We start from the raw sequence: 23975 nt of genomic DNA on the forward strand, positions 1-23975 counted from the left end.
AGCATGCTGCTTTTAACAGAAAAAAGCTCTTTTCCTTATTGGAAAAGAGCTTCTCAAACTTGATTACGCTAAACGCATAACGTCTCTTGCAATCATTACTTCTTCGTTTGTTGGGATGACGATTACTTTTACAGGTGAGTGCGGGTAGCTGATGAATGCTTCTTCGCCTCTCATGTTGTTTAGGGATGGATCCCAGTAAACGCCCATGAATTCTAGACCACGAAGTACACGTGCTCTTACTTCTGAACTGTTTTCACCGATTCCAGCTGTGAAGATGATCGCATCTACGCCATTCATTCTAGCTGCATAAGAGCCGATGTATTTATGAATACGGCTCGCAAAAATATCAAGAGCAACTTCTGCACGGTCGTTTCCTTCTTCTGTTGCTTCTTCGATATCACGAAGGTCACTTGACAGACCAGACACACCTAAAAGACCACTCTTCTTATTCAAAGTAGAAAGCACTTCTTCAGCAGTATGTCCTGTTTTTTCCATAATAAATGGAATAAGGGCAGGGTCAATGTTACCAGAACGTGTACCCATTGCAACACCAGCAAGTGGTGTAAAGCCCATAGATGTATCGATTGATTTTCCGCCTTCAACTGCTGCGATACTCGCACCATTTCCAAGGTGGCAAGAAATCAGACGAAGCTCTTCTAGTGGACGGCCTAATAGCTCTGCTGCACGCTCTGTAACGAACTTGTGGCTTGTCCCGTGGAATCCGTATTTACGAATACCAAAGTTTTTGTAGTAGTCGTACGGAAGGCTGTATAGGTAAGACTGCTCTGGCATAGTTTGGTGGAATGCTGTATCGAACACAGCAACCGCTGGTACGTCAGGCAGAATTTGTTTGAATGCTTTGATTCCTACAACGTTTGCAGGGTTGTGAAGTGGTGCAAGCTCTGAAAGCTGATCAATGTCATTGATCACTTCATCAGTTAAAAGAACAGAATCGCTGAATTTCTCTCCGCCGTGAACAACGCGGTGTCCTACGCCATCAATTTCATTAAAGTCTTTGATGATGTGAAATTCAGTTAGTTTTTCAAGCAGCATTTTGACCGCTACTGCGTGATCTGGAATATCTGTCACTTCTGTTTTCTTTTCTCCATCTACAGAAATCGTGAAGATACTGTTGTCCATTCCGATTCTTTCAACAAGCCCTTTTGTTAAAACGGTTTCTTCTGGCATGTCGAACAATTGGAATTTAAGAGATGAGCTTCCTGCGTTGATTGCAATAATTTTGGACATTACTGTCGCTCCTTTTACTCAGTTGTTATATAAGGTTTCACGTTTTTTCCGGTGCTATATTCAACCTGTTTGACGGGTCTTTTATAGTTTAACGATAAGTCCGAAAAATATCTGACTTTTTCATTTAAACATTGAAAACTTTGCATTTCAAGTGCACCTTCAAACTGTTATCGCTTACATCAATAAGTCGTTATTTTCTGAATAGTAAAATAGCCAGAAATCACTCTGGCTATTCTTTCGTTTCTTTTTCTTCTATAAACCACTGGTCTAGTTTTCTCATCACACCGACCATTGCTTCCTTCTGTGAGAAAGATGGAAGATTGGCAAACAGCATTCGTTTTGGTGCTTCCAGCCCTTCTTTTTTCTTTTGCATCACAAATAAGCTTTTGGCGTGTTTTTTATCCTTAAACATGGACACTGGCAGCTGAATTAACGCATTCATATACGCATGATCTTTGATGAAATCCTTTAATTGTACGCTCTCTTTTCCTTCAAACAAATCGTTTGGAATGATGAAGAATAGGAAGCCGCCTTCTTTTGTGTAGCGAAGGCTTTGTTCAATGAATAAATAATGGGCAAAAGCATGTCCTTCTTTTGCCTTTAATTCAAAGTCTGCTGCACGCTCATCATTTGGATAATAGCCGACTGGGAGACTGCATACAGTGACATCTGCCGGTGAGATCAGAAGCGGCTCAAGACTGTCCTGGTGGAAAAGCTCAACTTCTTTCTCCTCTAAATTCGCCTGCGCCCAAGCAATTTTAATGAGCACATCATCAATTTCAGACGCAAAGCCGCGTTTTGTTTCTGCAGTGAGATTATTTAAAACTGCAAGAAGTAAGTTTCCTGTTCCCGCTGCTGGATCAAAGACTACAAGCTCTTTTTGACCATCTAAAAATTTGTTCACCAAATAGCTGACAAACAGTCCAATCGTATCTGGTGTCATCTGGCGATTTGGATGAGAAATATCCTTTTGACCTTTCAATACGGCGAGCTGAAACGCTTTACGAATCTGCTCATGATCATAAGAAGCAAAATCTGCTTTCTCTATTAAATCCTTTAATAAACCGTTTCGATCATTTGCTTGGAAAAAGGCTTCTCCTGCTTCTGCCAATGCTTCAATATAAGAAATGCTCTGTTCCTTTTTTAATCGAATAGAAGCTGTATCGAGCAGTTCAAAAATCGTACTTACTTGATCTTTCTGCAATGCTTTTCTCTCCTCGCTTTGTTAAAAGCTATATGTTCTCATTGAAAAGAGCCCCAGGATGAAGCCGGAGCTCTTGTCGATGCTGCTTTTATAACAGTGATTTTGCAGCTTCAATGGCTTTTTCATAATTTGGGTGATTCGTTGCTTCACTTACGTATTCAGTGTAAACCACTTTTCCGTTAGGGTCTAATACGAAGACTGCGCGCGCCAATAAACGCAATTCTTTCATATACACTCCGAATGCTTCACCAAATGACATATCTCTGTGATCAGATAATGTTTCGACATTTTCAATTCCGTTTGCTCCGCACCAGCGTGCTTGTGCAAATGGAAGGTCTGCACTAATCGTATAAATATTGACAGGACCTAAACCCGCTGCCTCTTCATTGAAACGTCTTGTTTGTGCGTCACACACACCTGTATCAATAGAAGGAATCACTGAGATGATCGTCACTTTTCCTGCTAAATCAGAAAGTGAAACTTCTCCAAGTGAGTTCGTTAATACCGTAAAATCAGGAGCCTGCTCGCCTACTTTTACTTCATTTCCTACAAGCGTGACAGGACTTCCTTTAAATGTGATCGATGCCAAAACAATTCCTCCCTTTTCAAATGTATGGTTCTATCATAGTAGAGAAAGCAAAAAACTGCAAAGCCTAATCGTCCATTTTGCAAAAAAAGTTAACTGCAGCGCAGCTAACTTTTTAAAGGTCTATGTCATCTAGTTTTCGTTCTTTGTGACGGTGCTCCCGCTCATCCTTCTTAAACATGTGCTGAAGACGTTCAATTGCTTGAGGAGCAGAATCCAATATTTTATCGAGCAGATGTGTGTGTTCATCCAAATGAAGCATTCGAACTCCGTTTGTTCCTACAATTAAGAAGGCGATTGGTGTAATCGACACCCCGCCGCCGCTTCCGCCGCCAAATGGGAGTCTCGGTTCTTTTCGTTCCTGTTCATCAGAACGCTTTTCTTTCTTTTGGTTCCCGTTAAATTCACTGCCGCCGGCTGCAAATCCAAAACCAACCTTTGACACAGTGAGAATGACACTGCCGTCAGGGGTTTCGACTGGATCGCCGATGATTGTATTCACATCTATCATTTCTTTTAAGTTTTCCATCGCTGTCTTCATGAGACCTTGGATTGGATGATCTGCCATTTTCGGGTTCCTCCTTAAACAGATGATTCATTCTTCGTTGCTTGAAGAGAGGCACTTTTTCTCGCCTTTCTTCCTTTTAACCAATGGACAAGTAAACGAATGGCTGCAAGCATAGCATGTCCAATACGGAAATAAGCTATACATGTAAACTGAGTCTGTGACACATTGTGCTGAAAGGCCGGAATGACTTCATATATCGGTTTATGCTTAAAGGTGAGATGCTCCTGCATAAAGGCAAGCAGTGCTCCTTTAACTGACCATACACCGCCGGCTGCTACACCTGTTAAAGCGGCGTCTTGAAAGCCGATCCATGTCGACCAGTGAAACGAGTCAATCTTTACGTGGATGAAGAACTTGCGCATGATCCGGTTTAAATCGACAATCTCTTTTGTGATGCGCTCCATTTGATGAAGGATCTGCTTCATATCACGTTTTCCTACTTTTTTATGCATCGATTCTTTTTCGTGATCAGGCGTTTTGGCGCTCTTCATTTTCTTTTCACGAATATCAATCGTTTGGTCTTCTGGATTGACCCTCACCATCGGAATCTCTTTTTTGAGTCTGACCAATCCATATAAGGTGATGACCTTCAGTGCAATGTGGTCATTGTCGTTTGTATGCGAATAGTCCAGCGAAATGGTTACTTTCATGAAAATCAACAAGATCACAAGAAACAAAAACGCTGCGATCCAAACGTAAAGCACTGTGCTCACTTCCTCCATAACAAATGATGCTTCCCCTACGATTATGGCTCTCATTCTGGATTTTATACCCAATCAACAAAAAAGAGTTTGACCGTTACGGCCAAACTCCCTCTGATTATACGTTTGATTCTGTTTTTTCATATAAATGTTCATGGACGACCACCGTATCGGCAAAGTAATCATGAACCCCTTGCTTTTTCGGTGAGAACCCAACGATAGCATAGAGAATAAAGATCGTATTAATGTAGCGTCCCACAATCTCTCTAAAGAAAATAACATCCCATGCCAGCTTCTTCTCAGGCTGAAGTGAGACCACTTTAATCCCAAACACCATCTTGCCAAGTGTTTGTTGAAAGATTTTCGTCATGATGGCGAAATAAAGGAGGAATACAATCGTCGTTGTGACGGAAAATGGAGAAAACCATCCCCCTCCTTTGGACCAGCCAAACAGACTAAAGATTGGAGAAACCGTCAAATGGTTTACACCCCAGACGACGAGCCAATCAAGAATAAATGCCCAAAATCTAATCCAAAAACCTGCAAACGCCTGTGCTTCAATTGAAGCGCGCTTCACAAAGGCCGGCTTCGATTCTTCCTCTTGGCTGCGGCTTTCGCTTACTTCATCGAATGTAGAATCCATCTATGATCCCTCCTTTATTTTGAATAGAGATACATCGGTTTAGACCCATTTGAGCCAGCCAGTGTTTCTTTTAAATTCAGAAAATCAATTTCGCTTTTAAAGAGCTTGCTTGCACTCATGTTGAAAAGAGAGTTCCAGCCAAAGCTTTGAGAATAGCTGACCACTGTTGCTCCTTTTAAGCCTTTTTCATTTTTCTTCATCGCTTTTAATGCATCTTCATAATACCCAAGCTCATCGACTAATCCGTTCGATTTTGCTTGTGTCCCGTCATATACCCGGCCGTCAGCAATTTTCTTGACTTCCTGTTTTGACATGCCGCGTCCTTCAGAGATCACTTTGACAAATCCTTCATAAGAGTTGTCGACCATGCTTTGCATGATGTTGCGCTCATCTTTTGTCATATCACGGTTTGGAGACATGATATCTTTGAATTTCCCGCTCTTAATCGTTTCATATTTAATACCCAGATTATCTGCGAGCTTTGAATAATTCAAGCTTTGCATGATGACACCTAACGATCCTGTTAATGTTTCAGGTGAAGCAAAGATTTTCTTCGCTGGAGTTGACACGTAGTAGCCGCCTGAAGCTGCCATGGATCCCATAGATACGTAAATCGGCTTCTTCGCTTTTTTCACTTCTTCTAATTTTTTATGTATTTCAGCACTTTCATAGACACCGCCGCCAGGAGAGTTTACGCGCAGAAGTACACCTTTTACAGAAGCATCCTCTTTCGCTTTATCTAGTTCTTTGAGGAATGCACGATGATCATAACCTTCTCCGCCTAATAGGCTCGATGCGCCGCCATTATCTTGAATGGTTCCATTAATCTCAAGAACAGCAATCTTGCCTGCACCGCTGCCATTCTCTAGTACCTTCTCTTCTATTTCATCCCCGAATTGATAGCTCATTTTATTGTCATTGAAGCTATCGAACAAGGCCATCGTGACACTAATTACAATTGAAAATCCGAAAACACCAAGTGCAATAATTAGTGCTACCCATCTTTTCGCATTCATCTTTTTCTCCTCCTTTTTATCTCACTTCATTCATACGAATGCCCACACGAAATGTTTCACAGGAATTGTGGTTTTTTTACATTTCATGTAGGCATATGATAGCACCTCTCTTAAATAACGATCAACTTTACATCGTCTACTTAGACATGCGCATGACGAAAAATTGGCTTTTTTATCCTCTCCCTGCACCTAATAGGCTAGATCTTCACCGCAACGAAACACCTAAACCATTCTTTCATGAGAAAACGGCTATTCAATTATGCTCAGGATTCAGCCATTTCAAATCACTCACATCGACTCATTTCTCATAAAGCAATCCGATCTTCAGATGGTTCTTTCTAAAATTTTTACTTTCATATGAAAAAAGTGTAAAATGTGAGCAAGGGTTTTCATGTAAGCCCTTTATCATTGAAAATTATTTTTGACAGCAAAGGGGAGAACGTCAATGACAGACAATCGTCGCAATGTATTTTTCTTTTACAAAAAAGATCATGAATTGGATGGACACATTTCTTCTCTCGAGAAGCTCGCTACTGATCAAGGCTTTCACGTCGTCAAGCGTGCAGAGGATGCCCACATTATTGCTTCTATTGGCGGGGATGGCACATTTCTTCAAGCAGTACGTAAAACAAAATTCCGGGATGACTGCTTGTATGTAGGGGTATCAAAATCAGAGAATACGCACCTATACTGCGATTTCTCGTTAGAGCATTTTGATAAAATGATTGATGCCATGAATACTGAACAGCTTGAAGTGAGAAAATATCCGATCATCGATGTAAGCGTTGACAGCACAAACCAGTTCCATTGCTTAAATGAACTGTCAATCCGCTCCAGCATTATTAAAACATTTGTGATCGATGTGTATATAGATGATTTCCACTTTGAAACTTTTAGAGGCGACGGCATGATTATTTCCACTCCGACTGGCTCAACGGCCTACAATAAATCCGTGAGCGGCGCCGTGGTTGATCCGATGCTTCCTTGTATGCAGGTCACAGAACTTGCATCGCTGAATAACAACTCTTACCGTACATTAGGCGCTCCTTTCATCTTGAGCAGTGACCGCAAGCTGACGCTGAAGGTAGTGCAGGATGGAAACGATCATCCAATTATCGGGCTTGATAACGAAGCACTCGGCACAAAACACGTCAAACAAATTGACATTGGCCTTTCAGGAAAAGTCATTAAAACGGTGAAATTAAAAGACAACTCTTACTGGGAAAAAGTAAAACGCAGATTCCTTTGAGAATTTGTCCGCACGCTGAAAGCTCCTTTACGGGGCTTTTTTCTATGTCTTTTCATTCACGGTCATGGTTATGGTATGATGTCACAAGTATGAATGTACGAAAAGGAGAACACGATGACATTACAACATTTTGATCAATATCCATTAAGTGATGAATTGAAACAAGCGTTAGAAGCGCTTCACTTCCATACACCAACACCTGTTCAGCACGAGACATTATCAATTGCTTTTTCAAAGCAGGATTTAATCGTCAAATCTCAGACTGGGAGCGGCAAGACTGCAGCCTATGGTCTGCCGATTTGTGAAATGGTTGATTGGGCTGAAAATAAACCTCAAGCCCTCATCCTCGTTCCAACACGAGAGCTCGCCATGCAGGTCAAACAAGACCTCACAAGCCTCGGGCGATTCAAACGAATCAAAGCCGCAGCCATTTATGGAAAAGCCCCTTTTCAAGCGCAGAAAGTAGAGCTTTCACAGAAAAACCATATTGTGTGCGGGACACCAGGCCGCATTTTGGATCACCTTGAGAAAGGCACCCTTTCTTTAGAAAATCTCAAATTTTTCGTGTTAGATGAAGCGGATGAAATGCTGAACATGGGATTTATCGATCAAGTCTCTTCTATTATTCAGTATCTGCCGCCAAAGCGCATGTCGATGCTGTTTTCAGCGACAATGTCTGATGACATGAAGAAATTGAGCGAACAGTTTTTACAATCACCCAAAGTCATTGAGATCGCACGTGAAGAAACGTCTGTACAGCAAATCACTCACACCGTGATTGAAACAGAAGAAGAATCGAAATTCTCCCTTCTTCAGCGTACGATCGTCATTGAAAATCCAGATAGCTGCATTATTTTCTGTAATACACAAGACCGGGTGAATGAACTCACGCTGAAGCTGGACGAATGGGATGTGCCCTGTGACAAAATTCATGGCGGCATGAGACAGGAAGACCGCTTTGATGTGATGGATGAATTTAAAAAAGGTGAATTCCGTTATCTGATCGCAACAGATATAGCAGCCAGGGGAATTGATGTCAGTGATATGACGCATGTCATTCATTATGATCTTCCTTATGAAAAAGAGCGCTATATTCACCGGACTGGCAGAACAGGCAGAGCGGGGAAAAGCGGGAAAACGATTGCGTTTATGACAAAGAATGCAAAGCCGCTTATTGATGAATTAAAGCAGGATGCCGGCATAGATTTTCAAACTCAGCCTTATCCGACAAAGGAAGAAGCAGAAAAGCATGTAGAAAGCTTTGAAGAAAAGATTGAAACGCCTATTCAAAAGGAAAATAAACAGGCAGGCGTTGAGAAGGATATTATGAAGCTTTATTTTAACGGCGGAAAGAAAAAGAAACTGCGGGCTGTTGATTTCGTTGGGACCATTGCCAAAATAGAAGGCGTTGCATTCGATGACATTGGGATTATTACGATTCAAGACACAAAAACATATGTCGATATTTTAAACGGCAAAGGCCCTCTTGTGCTGAATGCTATGCGCCACACAACCATTAAAGGCAAGCAGTTAAAAGTACATGAAGCTCGTTCATAAAAAGTAAAGGCCCAGCGCCTTTACTTTTTTTATTGATGAGAAATAAACTCAAAACCGTGATCCCATCAGCCTTTTTGAGGTCAAACATGACAAATGTCATATTGAATACATGATGGGTGCTACTATGAGTATGACACCTTTCCTTCTATACTTTGAAGAAGAAAGAAACGGAAAGGACTTGAACGTTCATGACGACTTCAACAAACACACAGCAGCAAGCCTCTTTAAGAAAACAAGTTGGCCAATTCTCTGGTGCTGATTCAAAAAAAAGTATCATTCAACTCTTTAATACATTCATTCCATTTTTGGGGCTTTGGTTTCTTGCCTATTATAGCCTGAACATCTCCTACCTTTTAACCCTCTTTTTTGCGGTTATTGCAGCTGGTTTTTTAGTACGTGTCTTTATTATTTTTCACGACTGCTGCCATCAATCCTTTTTCAAACAGAAGCCGCTGAATCACCTGTTCGGTTTTTTAACGGGCGTACTCACCCTTTTCCCTTATCTTCAATGGCAAAGAGATCATTCAATTCACCATGCCACAAGTAGTAATTTAGACAAACGAGGTACTGGCGACATTTGGCTCCTGACAGTCAAAGAATATCAAGAAGCATCAGCATGGACAAAATTTCGCTACAGATTTTACCGTAACCCTTTTGTGATGTTTATTTTAGGTCCGATCTTTGTCTTTCTCTTAAAAAACCGTTTCAACGTCAAAAATGCACGTAAAAAAGAGCGCTGGAACACGTATTTCACAAACGTGAGCATCATTGCGCTAGCAGCTGCAACGTGTCTTCTTTTTGGCTGGCAGGAGTTCCTGCTTGTCCAAGGTCCAATCTTCCTGATCTCAGGATCAATCGGTGTATGGCTGTTTTATGTTCAGCATACGTTTGAGGATTCTTACTTTGAAGCAGATGAACATTGGAATTATGTGCAGGCAGCGGTAGAAGGCAGTTCTTTTTACAAATTGCCAAAGCTTCTTCAGTGGTTAACAGGCAATATCGGTTATCACCATGTCCATCATTTAAGTCCGAGGGTACCGAATTATCACTTGGAGCATGCACATGATCATAGTGAGCCGCTTCAAAATGTTCCAACCATCACTTTAAAAACAAGTATTGAATCAATGAAATTTAGACTTTGGGATGAAGAAACGAAAGCATTCGTTACCTTTAAAGAAGCACGGCAATCTAAGAAGATGCCCGCACCTGTCATTAAAGGAGACATTCTAAAGAAAAATGCATAATTGGTGCAAGCTCTTTCTTACACTAGAAGGAGCTTGTTGTCATTTACAGGATGCAACCATAAGTTGAATTTGATAAAGTAAGGAAAAAGAACGAAAACGGAAAAGGTGGCACACGGATGAAAAAACAGTTTAAAATTCAAAAATTGCATGGGATTTCTCCCTATATATGGGCCATTTTTTTCATCCTGCCCTTCTATTTTATCTTTAAAACACCTTCGACTTTAGGTATTGTGATCGGCATTATTTTGAACGTCGTCTTTTTCGCTGTGTATCGTTTTGCCTTTGTCGCAAAAGGCTGGTCTTTATATGTCTTCGGTCTTTTATTGATCGGTATTTCAACTGGTTATGTGATGCTCTACAGCTATATTTATTTCGCTTTTTGCATCGCCTATTTCAATGGGCATATTAAAAGAAAAGTACCTTTTTATATCTTATACTATATTCATCTAGGGAGCGCTGCTATAGCGGTGAACTTTAGTTTGATCTTAAAAAAGGGCTGGTTTCTCACACAAATTCCTTTTGTCGTGATCACCCTGATTAGTGCCATTCTTCTTCCTCTCAGCATTCGGAGCAGGAAGGAACGTGAACGGCTTGAGGAGAAATTAGAATATGCCAATGAACGGATTGCTGATCTTGTGAAGCTTGAAGAAAGGCAGCGCATTGCACGCGACCTGCATGACACCCTTGGACAAAAGCTTTCTTTGATCGGGTTAAAAAGTGATCTTGCCCGTAAACTCGTGTATAAAGACCCTGAACAGGCCCGTGCCGAACTCAAAAGCGTCCAGCAGACCGCCAGAACGTCTCTCAATGAAGTACGGAAGATTGTTTCCTCCATGAAGGGGATCCGAATCAAAGAGGAAATGTCGAACATCGAGCAAATTCTCGATGCAGCTGGCATTGAGTTGATCTATGATGAAAAGGAAGCACCGAAACACATCTCACTTCTGAACGAAAACATTGTGAGCATGTGCATCAAAGAGGCGGTGACAAATGTCGTCAAACATAGTGACGCGACTGTTTGTAAAATCACCATTCACCAAAAATCAAAGGAAGCCATCATCACCGTTGAGGACGACGGAACATTTAAAGGCGACTATCCGCCCTCTCAAACGAAGGGTCACGGCCTTTTAGGAATAAGAGAAAGATTGGAATTTGCAAATGGCCGCCTGCGTATTGAAACAAAAGACGGGACAAAGCTCATTATGAGCATTCCAAATGATTCAGCAGCAAAAGAAAAGGAGGGGATGAAATGATCAACATCTTTATCGCAGAAGATCAGCAAATGCTGCTTGGTGCACTCGGTTCACTTCTCGATTTAGAAGACGATATGACGGTTGTTGGGAAAGGTACGAACGGCCAAGATGCCATCGATTTTGCCAAAACACACCCTGTTGATATTTGCTTAATGGATATTGAAATGCCGGGAAAATCCGGACTTGATGCAGCAGAAGAGCTTAAAGGATCAGATGTGAAAATCATCATTTTAACGACCTTTGCCCGCTCCGGTTATTTCCAAAGGGCGCTAAAAGCTGGCGTCAGCGGCTACATGCTGAAAGACAGCCCAAGCGAGGAGCTGGCAAGTGCCATTCGCAGTGTGATGAAAGGGAAAAAGGTGTACGCACCTGAATTGATGGAAGACTTATATAGTGACGAAAACCCTTTAACGGAGCGGGAGAAATCGGTTCTTGAACTCGTCGCAGATGGTAAAAACACAAAAGAAATTGCAAAAGAACTGAGCATTAAAAGCGGCACTGTCCGGAACTACATTTCCATTATTTTAGATAAGCTGGAAGTGAAAAACCGCATCGAAGCCATTACACGATCAAAAGAAAAAGGCTGGTTTAAATAGAAAAAAGATCAGGACACATGCTGCCTTGATCTTTTTTTTATCGAAAATCCCCTCTTTATTTTTTATCACCAGCTATCAAAATGTCATTGACAACAGCCCACAGTTCTATGATATGATATCCAAGTGATAATAATTATCATTATCACTAATACCACCAATATCCGGCTTATGTGCCGATTTCAAAGGAGTCTACATTCATGAAGAAAATATTGTTCCCTCTGATGCTCATCTTTGTACTTGTATTGAGCGCATGTGGCAATAGCAGCACCTCTTCCTCAAATAAAGGAAATCAATCCACATCATCAGACAAAATTACATATCAATCAGAAAATGGTCCTGTGAAGCTGCCAGCGCATCCAAAACGTGTCGTTGTTCTCGGCTCTTACACAGGTAATGTCATGTCACTTGGTGTGAACCTTGTCGGCGTTGACTCCTGGTCAAAAAAGAATCCGCGCTTCCAAAAGGAATTAAAAGGTGTGGAAGAAGTATCGGATGCCAATATAGAAAAAATCATGAAGCTAAAGCCTGACGTCATCATTGGCTTAAGCAATACTAAAAATGTAGAAAAGCTCAAAAAAATCGCACCAACCGTTTTATTTACGTATAACAAAGTTGATTACCTTCAGCAGCACATTGAAATTGGAAAAGTATTAAACAAAGAAAAAGAAGCAAAAGCTTGGGTTAAAGATTTCAAAAAACGCGCAGCTGAAGCTGGAAAAGAAATCAAAGCAAAAATCGGCGAAGATGCAACCGTTTCTGTCTTTGAAAGTGGCACAAAAGATCTTTACGTCTTTGGAGATGCATGGGGCCGCGGAACAGAAATTCTTTATCAAGCCATGAAACTGAAAATGCCTGAGAAAGTGAAAGAAAAAGCATTAAAAGCCGGCTACTACGCAGTTTCACAGGAGGTCATCCCTGAATTTGCAGGAGACTATATGATCATTAGTAAAAACAGCGAAATGGACAATTCCTATCAAAACAGTGAAATTTACAAGTCCATCCCGGCTGTCAAAAAACATCGTGTGTATGAAGCCAATGCAGAGGAATTCTATTTTAATGACCCACTCACACTTGAATTCCAACTATCATTCTTTAAAAAGCACTTTTTAGGTAAATAAGCTGAAGCAAGGGACCTCTTCCCTTGCTTTTTTCTTGTCTGCTTCTAGCGGCAGGGACTTTTTTCCGCTACAATGACAACAAGTGAATACAAAAAGTGTGGTGCTGATTTTGTTTAAGATTCTACTGATTGAAGATGATACAACCCTCTTCCAAGAAATCAAAGAACGTCTAGTCAACTGGTCCTATGATGTCTATGGGATTCAAGATTTTCATCAGGTGCTGCAGGAATTCACGTCTGTCCAGCCTGATCTCGTCATTATTGATATACAGCTGCCAAAATACGATGGCTTTCACTGGTGCCGGATGATTCGGCATCATTCAAATGTTCCGATCATCTTCCTCTCCTCAAGAGACCACCCTGCTGATATGGTCATGTCGATGCAGCTCGGAGCCGATGATTTTGTGCAAAAGCCCTTCCACTTTGACGTACTCATTGCCAAAATTAGTGCTGTTCTTCGCCGTGTGCATGATTATAATGCAGAACCGGCCAGCCTAAAGGTATGGTGCGGCGCTACGATTGACCTAGAAAAAAACACCGTAACAAATGATCACGGTGAGGTTGAATTAACGAAAAATGAGTTATTTATTCTCAAGGAATTGATTCAGCATAAAAATCATATCGTCAGCCGTGAATCACTCATTCAAGCATTGTGGGAGGATGAACGGTTTGTCAGTGATAATACACTGACTGTAAACGTCAACCGCCTCAGAAAAAAACTAGACGAGATCTCCCTTGGCGCCTTCATTGAGACAAAAGTGGGTCAAGGCTATCTTGCAAAGGAAAAGGATGATCAATGATGCTGCAAGCATTTTTAAAAGAACGAAGAAGCTGGATTCTTTTCTTTCTTAGTTTGCAGCTCCTCATTCTGTTTGTTGCTTATTTGGATACGACCATTCCAATCGCTTCTCTTTTTTATATTGTTCTATTGTCTACCTTTCTCATGATTGTCTTTCTCTTTTTTCGATATCGAAAAGAAACGGCTTATTATGAGAGGCTCAAAGAATGGGATGATGACATTGAACATCAAATGCGGCTAACCCCCTCTTCCCCATTTGAGCAGCTCATCCATGATGCGACGTCAGAGCAAATTGCACGCTACCGGCGGATGGCAGCAGAGCAGAAAATCGCTCTTGAAGAAGAAAAAGATGAATTGCTCTCTTGGATACATGAGGTCAAAACACCGCTTACAGCGATGCGCTTAATGATTGACCGCTTAACAGATCAGCCGCTGAAATCAAATATGACGTATGAGTGGCTCAGAATCCATTTATTACTTGATGCCCAGCTGCACCAAAGCAGAGTACGTCATATCGAAAATGATTTATTCATTGAAAAGCTGGACCTGCAAAGCATCATAGCGAAAGAAATCAAAGCGCTCCAATCCTGGTGTATGCAAAAAGGAATCGGCTTTGAGCTGACGCTGGAGGAACGTACCGTATTAAGTGATATAAAATGGTTATCCTTTATGATCAGACAGGTACTCACAAATGCAGTCAAATACAGCCATTCTTCCGATATTGTCATTGAAAGCAAGCAAATAGATGAAAAAGTCATGCTGACGATTACAGATCAAGGCAGAGGAATTGATCCAAGAGACATCTCTCGTATTTTTGAAAAAGGCTTTACCTCAACAAGACATCACAATGACACCGCCTCAACGGGAATGGGGCTCTATTTAACGAAAAAAGGAGCAGACGCTCTTCATATGACGATCGAGGTCAACTCCACGATAGATGAAGGTACAACCTTCACCTTCATCTTTCCGAAAAAGAATGATTTTGTTCATATTGCGAGCATGTGAAAAGCAATCACAATCTCTTCGCGGCTGTCAAAACTTGCGCGAAGAGATTGAGGTGGCTTACTTAGGAAATACTTCCCGCTTCTTGGCGAAAAACATCTCCCATCTGTCTCCGTCTATAAATACTTAAGATCAGCCCAACAGCCATCATTTCTAGAAGAATATGTGAACCTCCATAACTCATGAAAGGCATAGACACTCCAGGTAAAGGCAGAAAACCAAAGTTTGTGAAAATGCTTAAGAGACATTTTGCTGCAAACACAGCGGCTAAACCTGTCATGACCATTTTGCCATAAGCCATTTTCACTCGTTTTGCTGTATGAAATACTCTGTAAATAAAGATGACAAACAACAGGAGCGCAATCAGTCCTGCCAACCAGCCAAATGAATAAATGATATATGTAAACATCCAATCCGTGTGAACTTCAGACATGGCATAAGGGGTGATCTGAAGCCCGTTTGAGCTGAATTCATGAATTCTATAAAAGGAAAGGTGCCCATCTGCTTGAAAAAGAGAAAATAATTCAACCATCAGATATAAAATGCCTGCTGCTGTCAGCATAATGATTTGCCATAAACTTGCGCTAGACACATACATCACGGTTAAGCACATGACCAGACAGATAACGGTCGCAGGAAGAAAACCAATCGTACTGATTAAAATAATTGGTAAAGCCATCATCCCTAACCCAAGCCAAGCTTTGAACCCATTCTCCCAACTCCAATTGTGAAAGATACCTGCTAAAGAAATAGCTAGAAGAAAAGGCATAATCTCAGTCAAATTAATAGATGCATCACTTATTCTTAAAAAAAGAACACCGTTCATTCTTGCCCCGAACATCATCGAAAAAATAAGCATTCCGAGTGTCCCAATGTATAAATGCCAAGAGTATTTCAATAAGCGCCGATAATCGAATGAAAACAAACCAAACATAAGTACTAGACCAACTAGATAAAAGGCAAGACTCTTATAAAAAATATTCATGTTTTGAAAATTTGTAAATTCTGAATGAAACTGCAAAAAGTACATCACAAGCAGCCCGCAAGAACAAGTGGCTAATACTAGAAGAATCATTTTAAAATCGATTTGGGTTTTATGTGTTTCATGAAGCTGCGTTCCGAGGATTTCCGCATCACCAATTTGGTTCAACGCTTGATCTACCGCCTCTTCTTCAGACTTCCCAGCATTCATCGCTTCCTCTTTTAGTGTGTATAGATGATCCATCAGTTCAAGCTTTACACTCGAATGAACATCTTTATTTTTAATTCGTTTACATACACTTTTGACATACTTCTCGAACTTTTTATCTAATCCCATGCGATTTTCTCTCCGTTCAAAACGCCTTCGACTGCATGTTTGAATACGTTCCATTCTTCTTTCTTTTCCTGCATCAATGCTTTCCCTTGTTCATTGATTTTGTAATACTTTCTTTTCCGGTTGCCACTCCCTTCGCCCCAGTAAGAGATAATGAATTCTTTCGTCTCCAAATTGTGCAAAATAGGATAGATTGTCCCTTCTTTAAAACTGAAAACCCCTTCCGACTTCGCCTCCAATTCTTTAATCATTTCATATCCATACATTGGTCTTTCATTTAATAAGCTTAATATAAGGGTAGCTGTACTTCCCTTTAGAAGCTCTTTACTCACTTTCATTCTTAGTTACCTCCAATACATAGATTTACTATGCATATATTCAATATGCATATCATACATGAATAAAATGACCATGTAAAGCTTCCAAACAACATCATGACATGAAAAATCAGAGAAGATTGATACATAAGAGTAAAAAACAGATAAAATAAATGGGGAAAGAAAACTTATCCTGATAAGAAACTGGTATACATACAATTTGTTTAAAAAACAGGCATGTGACAACAATGTCACATGCTCGTCTATTTTGTTCGCCAAATCGAAGGACGTCTAGCAGGCTTCTTTTTATACTAGAGATATCAATTAAAAGAAAAAGGGGTTCAGCAAATGAACATTTTAGAAGCTCGCAAAATTTATAAAAGCTATGGAAATAAATTCAACAAACAAGAGGTGCTGAGCGGCATTGATTTGACCATTGAAGCCGGGGAATTTGTCAGTATTATGGGGCCATCAGGCTCGGGGAAAACAACCCTTCTGAACGTATTGTCCTCTATCGATCATGTGTCCAGCGGATCCATTCGTATTGCAGATGCTGAGATGACGCAAATGAAGGATCAGCAGCTTGCGGAATTTAGAAAAAAGCAGCTTGGCTTTGTTTTTCAAGATTATAATTTACTTGATACACTCACGGTCAAAGAAAATATTCTTTTGCCTTTATCCATCTCCAAAACACCAAAAAAAGAAGCTTTTGAACGTTTTCAGCAGCTCGCAGAAGACATGGGGATTTATGAACTAAGAGACAAATACCCGAATGAACTCTCTGGTGGACAAAAGCAGCGGACATCGGCGGTTCGTGCCTTCATTCATGAACCAAGTCTTATTTTCGCTGATGAACCTACAGGGGCACTTGATTCCAAATCTGCATCTGACCTGCTCAACAAGCTGCAAGATTTCAATCGTAAACGAAAAGCGACCATTGTGATGGTGACACATGATCCTGTCGCAGCCAGCTATTCAAGCCGCGTCATTTTTATCAAGGATGGACAGATTTATACACAGTTGAATAAAGGCGCTTTAGAAAGAAAAATGTTTTTCGAGGATATTATGAAAACGCAAGGTGTCTTAGGCGGTGTGAAGCATGAACATTAATCAGCTCATCTTCCGTAACCTGAAGAAAAATTTGAAGAATTACTATTTATATGTGTTTGCTCTCGTGTTTAGTGTCGCGCTCTATTTTTCCTTTGTCACCTTGCAGTACTCACCAGCACTTGATGATGTAAAAGGCTCCATTAAGGGCGGTGCGGCGATCAAAGCCGCTTCTGTACTACTCATTGCCATTGTTGGGATCTTCCTGTTATATGCGAACAGCATTTTTATTAAACGCAGAGGGAGAGAAATAGGCCTCCTTCAGCTCATTGGCATGACGAAACAAAAAATTGCCAAACTGCTTAATGCAGAAAATTTTATTCTATACGTATTCTCCATGGGTGTTGGCATCATAGCTGGATTTATCGGTTCAAAACTCATGCTGATGGTGCTATTTAAAGTAACCGGCGTCAGCGCCATCGCCAACCTGCACTTTTCAGGCATGGCCCTTTTACAGACACTTATCGTCTTTTTCATCATCTATGGATTAATCATGTTAAGAAATAGATGGTTTATTAATAGACAGACCATTTTATCTTTGTTTAGAACAACATCTTCGACAGAACAGCGTGTGAAAAAGATCTCTGTGTTTGAAATCATCATTGGGGTTTTCGGTATTGTCTTGATCAGCTCAGGCTATTATATTTCTTCTAAGCTTTTTACCGGGTCATATACGTCGATGCTTGAGTTACTTTTAGCCATGATTTATATTCTAGCCTCTGTCATCATCGGTACCTTTCTTTTTTACAAAGGCTCTGTTTCTTTCATAGCCAATATCGTACGTAAAAGAAAAAATGGCTATCTCGCCATTCACGAAGTGTTATCTTTGTCATCCATTATGTTCCGGCTAAAATCAAATGCACTGCTTTTAACGATCATTACAACCGTATCTGCACTTGCCATCGGTTTGCTGGCCCTTAGCTACATTTCCTATTACTCAGCAGAAAAAACCGCTGAGCAGCAAATTCCAGCTCATTTCGTCATGGGCTCAGAAAAAGAAGCAGCAACCTTCACTCGTGCACTTTCTGACAAACATATTGCTTATGATCAAAAGCAGGTCAAAGTGATTCAAGCAAAATTTGATGCGAAAAAAATCATGGATTCAGAGTTGAAAAATATGAATAATGATCCAGGCGTATTGACACTGCCTGTGATCAGTGAGAAAAACGCACCAAATATTCATGTGGAAAAAAGCGAAGTGATTTTAAGCGGCTACAGTGATCTATTAAAGAAATTCATGCCGATTCAAAGCTCAGGCGATGTGAAGCTTCTCATCAAGGAGCCTGTTGATTTGAAAGTCATGGATATGAAGAAAGATTATCTCATTTCTTACAACTTCACTTTTGGCGGTCTGCCTGTTGCCGTCGTGAGTCAAAATGTTTTTGAGGAGCTCGACAAGCAGAAAGATCCAAAGCTGCAGCTTGAGAATAGCCAATATAACGCAGTTAATATAAAAGATGATAAAAATCTTGAACAAGCAAATAGCGTGTTTACATCTTTAAAACTAAGTGACAAAAGCATGTCTCAATTAGCTTCAGCTCAGCAGCAAAAGCAGACAATAGGACTAATGATGTTTGTGGTCGGATTTTTAGGTCTCAGCTTCCTTGTGACATCAGGCTGTATTTTATACTTTAAACAAATGAATGAAAGTGAAGAGGAACAAAGCTCCTACACAATCTTGCGTAAGCTTGGTTTTACTGAGAAGGATCTATTAAAAGGCATCCGGCTTAAACAGCTGTTTAACTTTGGGATTCCGCTCATCATCGGATTGCTGCACAGCTACTTTGCTGTACAATCAGGCTGGTTTTTGTTCGGTGGAGAATTGTGGACTCCAATGCTTATCGTCATGTCGATTTACACTGCCCTCTATTCTGTCTTCGGATTCCTGTCTGTCCAATATTATAAAAAGGTCATTAAAGAATCCTTGTAATCAATTCCCCATAGGCATCGCCTATGGGGTTATTTTATTTACGAAGGTGTTGATTCAAACTTGTGTGATAAAATATGGTCTCTTGCTGCATAAGCTTTTCGTTTGACCTCTTCTAGATTCACACCGACAAGCTTTCCGTTTTGTTTCACGGCTTTTCCAGCCACATAAACAGAATCAACATTTGAAGGGTGTGCCGTTTGGACAACCGCGCCAGCCGGATCTGTCATCGGCAGAAGATTCATGCTTGTCCGGTCGATTAGGATGAAATCAGCTTCTTTCCCAGGTGTAAGCGACCCAATTTTATGATCGAGCTGTAATGCACGAGCGCCATTGATCGTCGCAGCCTCAAGCATTTGATGAGCAGACAGCCCAAGTTCAGGCCCCGGCATGATCCCATCCATTAACAACGATTGATTTTGGATCGCGCGCTCTGCTTGAAGTCCGAATTTCATTTGGGCAAACAAATCTCCTCCTGTCGCTGTCACTACGTCTACACCGAGCGTTGGAAGAACACCTTGTGCAATCGCAAGTCCTGTGACAGGATAACCGTGACCCATCATCATTTCAATTTCAGGGGTAATGGATATGGAGCTTCCGCTGTCTGCCAGCATCTTCATTTGATCCGCATCAATTGCATTAATATGCACCATGTTCAAATCCGGTCCGAGTAACCCTGCTTTATGAAGCCGCTCAATCGATCGATCCTCCGCTCCCCAATTCCCAAAGCCGATGTGCATACTGCATAGAGCATCTAGAGACCGGGCTGTTTCAATTTCAAATACCGACGTCTCCCATGAAGAAAACTCTGGTCCACGAATCGCAAGTCCCATTGTTAAAAGCTGATTTGATGATTGAAAATGCGCTTTTTTCACACGTGCTGCGTCCTCCATATTGGTGAGCGTACTCTCTCTATCCCAATATTCAGCATCTCCAGAGGACCCAAAAGCAAAAACAGCTCGTATGCCCGCATCTTTTAATCCTTCAATGAGCTCTTCTGTATGATCCATTGAATTGATCATCGTCCAGTCTAAAAACGTGGTCACACCTGCATCTAAAGCCTCTAATGCCCCTAAATAATTGGCGATTCGATCGTCGGATGGGCGTCTCATCGCTCCATAGTTGCCATAATAGATTTTGCTCAAATATGTCTGCAAAGACCAATCTGTTCCTATGCCCCGGATGACAGACTGCCACACATGCCGATGTGTATCTACAAGACCTGGCATGATGACCATATCAGATGCATCAACAATGTCAGCATCGCTTACTTCAATTGAAGGTCCAACTTCTAAAATATGTTTCCCTTCAATTAATAAATCTCCCTTTTCAAGAAAACCTAAAGATGGATCCAGTGTTAAAAGAGCTGCATCTTTAAACAATGTTTTCTTCATCCATATCCCCCTTTTCAAATGACGAGGATGAGTGACCCCGCTTCAATGTCATTTTAAAACATAACAGGATCAAATTAGAAGAAAAGTGACTTATCCCAATATGTTAACAGCTGATGTTTCTGAAATAGTTGTATGTGCGTTTTAATTTGATGTCATGTCTCCCTTTTGCACTTTCCATCATCCCAAACTCAGAGAATTTCACAGATTTGATTCCGACATATTGTAAGAGAGCACGTTTCATTAACATCTTGTGCGCATTTTGTAAAAAGAACAAAGGATAGTTGGCTGGTCCTTGCATCGTCGATACACAAACGGCGCTTTTCCCTTTTAACAGTCCTTCTGGAAGCAGCCCGCCTGTTTGACGATAGGCGAAATTCGCAGCAAACATGCGATCAATAAAGCCAAGCAGCATAGCTGGCGGCCGCCCCCACCAAATGGGATAAACGAACACGATTTTGTCCGCCCACTTGATCTTATCCTGATACACCCGAATGTCAGGGTCTTTATGCATATCACGTCTTTTTTTCTCTTCATTAAAAACAAGCACAGGATTAAATTTTTCTTGATATAAATCGATGATTTTCACTTCTTGAACGATTGGATTTTCTTCACTGCCTCTAACAATTTCTTTTAAAAAAGCACCATTTAAACTATTGTGATGAGGATGAGTATAAATAATTGAGTACATTCATGTTTTTTTCTTTAGTTATCATTTGATAACAAAGGAATACACCTTACTTATTTAGTTGTCAAATGATAATTGTTTTTTGATAATAAATTTGATATGTTACGTAGGAGGTGATCAACATGCAACATCCACATTTCTTTAAGGAATTCGTCACATTTGCTTCTACTTTTTCAGAGTTAAAACATGACCTGATGAGAAAAGTCAAACCACCAGAGTTAACAACCTTACAATATTTGATTCTAGAGCAGCTAGCGGTCAGCGAACCGCTTACTCCTAGTGAAATCGCAGACTGCCAGCATATGTCTCTTCCAAATGTCAGCAGAGAACTGAAAAAACTGCACGAAAAACAATTCATTGATAGAGAAGAAGACCGTGATGACAAACGAAAGCATGTCATTATGCTTTCTGACAAAGGCCGTACCCGTATGAACGAAGCCTTCCAGCATATCGAAAAGATGCTAATAGACAGCCTATCTCCCTCGGATATAGAACAAATGGATGATATCGTACAAGCTTTCCGCCTATTAAATCAAACGATTTTCAAAAAATGACCTAATGAAAAAAGCATGAGCGTTACGCTCATGCTAAGGATTTTTATCTTATTAATGAAGGGATGCTAAAAAATATGTTATGAAACCAACAATCGGAATGATCGGGATCATGAATTTCAATGTTGTATTTGTATTCTTATATAAATTCCATAGCAACACTGGTATACCAAATGTTAACGTATCTAAAACAGCTAGAACTACTTCTTTACGCTGTTCTTTATGAGCCATTCTAAAAACCCCCTATTCACCAAACTTTTTTCACACAATAACCGGCCAATCCTGCAGATATACCTCCATTAATCACTGCGCATGCAATACAGCTAGCAGGTCCCGTAAAACAAATATAATAACACGCTCCTAGAACCATTGAACGTAACGGAAGAGATTCATTCGGGCCGCTTTGCTTTTTTAAGCAGTTCCAAAACTTGTTCCAATTAAAACTCGTTTGGATTTCTGAATCATCTATTTGGACAATTTTTTTATTTAATTCCATCATATCTTGCTTTGCACCATTTTCACCATAGGTAAAAGATCCTTTTAAAAACTCCCCTTTTTGGTTGATAAGGAACTTATTTTTCAATTTTCCATTTTGAAAGAAATATGAGTGCAAATTCCCTTTCTCATCGTATTCCGCAAGTTGAATATAGTGAGCTTTTATTTGACTCAGTGAAACAGAAATGAAGGAAACATTGTTAAGCAGCTGATTATCTGACTTCTGTTTTTTCAGATAAAAATAGACAACATCCGTTTTAGCAGCTTTCAAATGAACTGCTGCACTTTCTCCATTTAATAGATATCCTTTCTTTTGGGCTAATTCTTTTGCCTCTAAAAATTGAGAGCTTTTTTTTGCCTTTTTTATGAGTTTTTCTGCTGCTTTATCATTTTGTATCTTTTTAAAAGGCTCGTCCTCCTTTACGGTAACAGCGTTTCCCAAAGGATATTGTCCAAATAAAAGTGATATGAACAATAACATACAAAACATTTTTCTTATCTTCATCATATAGCCTCCTTTAGTAAATTTAATAAAGATTATAACCATTAAAGGAAAATAATGTAATGCACTTAATTACCAATAAAACCCACTGGTGATAATGTAGCATAAATCCTACTCTTTATCATTTCCTCTAGGCAATTGCATCTGATTTACCTCTTAAGATCATGCTGACACTGGCTGGAAAGTCTGTCCGATACACAAAAAAGCGCTGGATCATTACGTCCAAACGCTTCTTTGTTTAATTCTCTATGTATCTTTACACAATCAATTGATACGCAATGTATAACGCAACCAGCCAGATCATGACCGCTGAAGCCTTATTAATACGGTTCATCCATTTGCCGTTTGTATCTAACTTTCCTAACATCTTCCCTAAAAGGGCGAGCCCCATAAACCATAACCAGGACACGATGATACAGGCAAGTGTAAACGCCAGCTTTTCTGCTCCGCTATATTGCAGCGAATTCGTACCAATGACACCAATCGTATCGAGAATCGCGTGGGGATTTAAAAGAGAAACTGAACAAGCAAATAAAATTTGTTTTCTTGCAGGCATTAATTTCTGCTTCTCTTGATCCCCTGCTGATGAGCTTGTGTTCCATACAGACCATCCCATATAAACTAAAAAACAGAAACCAATGATATAAAGACCGATTTGCAGCACTGGAATGGTAAACACCACAACAGAAACACCTATGACAGCTAAAGCAATTAAAAGTGTGTCACAAAGAGCAGCCGTGATGACGACAGGCAATGCTCGATATAATCGAGGCTGCAGCGCTCCTTGTTGAAATACAAATACATTTTGTGCGCCCAAAGGTAAAATGAGACCAAAGGCAAGTACAATTCCATGAATGATCGCAATGGACATCTACTAACATTCTCCTTTTTCAGAAATT

Annotated in this window: 25 protein-coding genes; 11 read left to right on the forward strand and 14 right to left on the reverse strand. The window is 40.4% G+C overall.

The genetic code is table 11. The annotated features are described in order from the left end of the window. Window positions 1-63: 63 nt before the first annotated feature. The 7 genes from NSQ34_RS13050 to sppA form a co-directional block, all read right to left on the reverse strand. On the reverse strand, window positions 64-1248 hold the full coding sequence (locus NSQ34_RS13050; RefSeq protein WP_024424808.1) for an acetate kinase: 1185 nt from the start codon (window positions 1246-1248) through the stop codon (window positions 64-66). Between the two features lie 229 nt (window positions 1249-1477). Further along, window positions 1478-2452 (reverse strand): class I SAM-dependent methyltransferase, encoded by a 975-nt coding sequence (locus NSQ34_RS13055; RefSeq protein WP_034279615.1) that lies wholly within the window; start codon window positions 2450-2452, stop codon window positions 1478-1480. 88 nt (window positions 2453-2540) lie between these two features. Then, complete coding sequence (gene tpx / locus NSQ34_RS13060; protein ID WP_024424810.1) at window positions 2541-3041, reverse strand: thiol peroxidase; 501 nt, start codon at window positions 3039-3041, stop codon at window positions 2541-2543. 112 nt (window positions 3042-3153) lie between these two features. Then, window positions 3154-3606 (reverse strand): GerW family sporulation protein, encoded by a 453-nt coding sequence (ytfJ, locus tag NSQ34_RS13065; RefSeq protein ID WP_007501733.1) that lies wholly within the window; start codon window positions 3604-3606, stop codon window positions 3154-3156. Window positions 3607-3620: 14 nt separating this feature from the next. After that, a complete protein-coding gene (locus tag NSQ34_RS13070) occupies window positions 3621-4328 on the reverse strand; it encodes a DUF2953 domain-containing protein (RefSeq protein WP_176966878.1) in 708 nt (235 codons plus the stop codon). Window positions 4329-4425: 97 nt separating this feature from the next. Next, entirely contained in the window at window positions 4426-4950 is a 525-nt protein-coding gene (locus NSQ34_RS13075; protein WP_024424812.1) for an RDD family protein, read from the reverse strand. A 14-nt stretch (window positions 4951-4964) separates the two neighbouring features. After that, entirely contained in the window at window positions 4965-5966 is a 1002-nt protein-coding gene (gene sppA, locus NSQ34_RS13080; RefSeq protein ID WP_024424813.1) for a signal peptide peptidase SppA, read from the reverse strand. Window positions 5967-6411: 445 nt separating this feature from the next. On the opposite strand from sppA, the gene NSQ34_RS13085 reads away from it, so the two are divergent. From NSQ34_RS13085 to NSQ34_RS13120, 8 genes are all read left to right on the forward strand, one after another. Further along, a complete protein-coding gene (locus NSQ34_RS13085) occupies window positions 6412-7215 on the forward strand; it encodes an NAD kinase (protein WP_034279604.1) in 804 nt (267 codons plus the stop codon). Window positions 7216-7329: 114 nt separating this feature from the next. After that, on the forward strand, window positions 7330-8772 hold the full coding sequence (locus NSQ34_RS13090; protein ID WP_041115008.1) for a DEAD/DEAH box helicase: 1443 nt from the start codon (window positions 7330-7332) through the stop codon (window positions 8770-8772). A gap of 188 nt (window positions 8773-8960) precedes the next feature. Next, window positions 8961-10016 (forward strand): fatty acid desaturase, encoded by a 1056-nt coding sequence (locus NSQ34_RS13095; protein WP_034279598.1) that lies wholly within the window; start codon window positions 8961-8963, stop codon window positions 10014-10016. 116 nt (window positions 10017-10132) lie between these two features. Further along, window positions 10133-11269 carry a sensor histidine kinase gene (locus NSQ34_RS13100; RefSeq protein ID WP_034279595.1) on the forward strand — a complete coding sequence of 379 codons (1137 nt, stop codon included), beginning with the start codon at window positions 10133-10135 and terminating at the stop codon, window positions 11267-11269. Next, window positions 11266-11865, forward strand: a complete 600-nt coding sequence (locus NSQ34_RS13105; RefSeq protein ID WP_024424818.1) for a response regulator transcription factor — start codon at window positions 11266-11268, stop codon at window positions 11863-11865. Before NSQ34_RS13100 ends, NSQ34_RS13105 begins: the two co-directional genes overlap by 4 nt. 197 nt (window positions 11866-12062) lie before the next feature. After that, window positions 12063-12983, forward strand: coding sequence for an iron-hydroxamate ABC transporter substrate-binding protein (locus NSQ34_RS13110; RefSeq protein ID WP_176966877.1), 921 nt, complete (start codon window positions 12063-12065; stop codon window positions 12981-12983). A gap of 109 nt (window positions 12984-13092) precedes the next feature. Next, on the forward strand, window positions 13093-13782 hold the full coding sequence (locus tag NSQ34_RS13115; protein ID WP_065214755.1) for a response regulator transcription factor: 690 nt from the start codon (window positions 13093-13095) through the stop codon (window positions 13780-13782). Then, window positions 13782-14786: a sensor histidine kinase gene (locus tag NSQ34_RS13120; protein WP_070326336.1), complete on the forward strand. Its 1005-nt coding sequence runs from the start codon at window positions 13782-13784 to the stop codon at window positions 14784-14786. The genes NSQ34_RS13115 and NSQ34_RS13120 overlap by 1 nt, the downstream gene beginning before the upstream one ends. A 61-nt stretch (window positions 14787-14847) precedes the next feature. On the opposite strand, the gene NSQ34_RS13125 is transcribed toward NSQ34_RS13120, so the two are convergent. Both NSQ34_RS13125 and NSQ34_RS13130 read right to left on the reverse strand, forming a co-directional pair. Continuing rightward, window positions 14848-16101: an FtsW/RodA/SpoVE family cell cycle protein gene (locus NSQ34_RS13125; protein WP_176966876.1), complete on the reverse strand. Its 1254-nt coding sequence runs from the start codon at window positions 16099-16101 to the stop codon at window positions 14848-14850. Next, window positions 16092-16436 (reverse strand): PadR family transcriptional regulator, encoded by a 345-nt coding sequence (locus tag NSQ34_RS13130; RefSeq protein WP_176966875.1) that lies wholly within the window; start codon window positions 16434-16436, stop codon window positions 16092-16094. The genes NSQ34_RS13125 and NSQ34_RS13130 overlap by 10 nt, the downstream gene beginning before the upstream one ends. Before the next feature lie 327 nt (window positions 16437-16763). Between NSQ34_RS13130 and NSQ34_RS13135 the strand changes: the two genes are divergently transcribed. Continuing rightward, on the forward strand, window positions 16764-17525 hold the full coding sequence (locus tag NSQ34_RS13135) for an ABC transporter ATP-binding protein (protein WP_024426158.1): 762 nt from the start codon (window positions 16764-16766) through the stop codon (window positions 17523-17525). Beyond that, complete coding sequence (locus NSQ34_RS13140) at window positions 17515-19452, forward strand: ABC transporter permease (protein WP_111926323.1); 1938 nt, start codon at window positions 17515-17517, stop codon at window positions 19450-19452. The genes NSQ34_RS13135 and NSQ34_RS13140 overlap by 11 nt, the downstream gene beginning before the upstream one ends. Window positions 19453-19490: 38 nt before the next feature. Here the strand turns inward: NSQ34_RS13140 and NSQ34_RS13145 are convergent, their stop codons facing one another. After that, complete coding sequence (locus NSQ34_RS13145; protein WP_111926321.1) at window positions 19491-20843, reverse strand: amidohydrolase family protein; 1353 nt, start codon at window positions 20841-20843, stop codon at window positions 19491-19493. Window positions 20844-20946: 103 nt separating this feature from the next. After that, window positions 20947-21531 carry an NAD(P)H-dependent oxidoreductase gene (locus tag NSQ34_RS13150; RefSeq protein ID WP_111926319.1) on the reverse strand — a complete coding sequence of 195 codons (585 nt, stop codon included), beginning with the start codon at window positions 21529-21531 and terminating at the stop codon, window positions 20947-20949. Window positions 21532-21650: 119 nt separating this feature from the next. Here NSQ34_RS13150 and NSQ34_RS13155 point away from each other — a divergent pair, with 119 nt between their 5' ends. Beyond that, the gene (locus tag NSQ34_RS13155) at window positions 21651-22082 is read left to right on the forward strand and encodes a MarR family transcriptional regulator (protein WP_111926317.1); all 432 of its coding nucleotides are present in this window, start codon (window positions 21651-21653) and stop codon (window positions 22080-22082) included. Window positions 22083-22133: 51 nt separating this feature from the next. Here the strand turns inward: NSQ34_RS13155 and NSQ34_RS13160 are convergent, their stop codons facing one another. The 3 genes from NSQ34_RS13160 to NSQ34_RS13170 all read right to left on the reverse strand — a co-directional run bounded on the left by NSQ34_RS13160 (window position 22134) and on the right by NSQ34_RS13170 (window position 23947). Then, window positions 22134-22310 carry a hypothetical protein gene (locus NSQ34_RS13160; protein WP_176966874.1) on the reverse strand — a complete coding sequence of 59 codons (177 nt, stop codon included), beginning with the start codon at window positions 22308-22310 and terminating at the stop codon, window positions 22134-22136. Window positions 22311-22326: 16 nt separating this feature from the next. After that, window positions 22327-23079, reverse strand: coding sequence for a hypothetical protein (locus NSQ34_RS13165; protein ID WP_111926315.1), 753 nt, complete (start codon window positions 23077-23079; stop codon window positions 22327-22329). A gap of 253 nt (window positions 23080-23332) precedes the next feature. Then, the gene (locus tag NSQ34_RS13170; protein ID WP_268456600.1) at window positions 23333-23947 is read right to left on the reverse strand and encodes a LysE/ArgO family amino acid transporter; all 615 of its coding nucleotides are present in this window, start codon (window positions 23945-23947) and stop codon (window positions 23333-23335) included. Between the last annotated feature and the right edge of the window lie 28 nt (window positions 23948-23975).

It is taken from the genome of Bacillus sp. FSL P2-0069, from assembly GCF_038593315.1.
GTDB lineage: Bacteria > Bacillota > Bacilli > Bacillales > Bacillaceae > Bacillus > Bacillus safensis.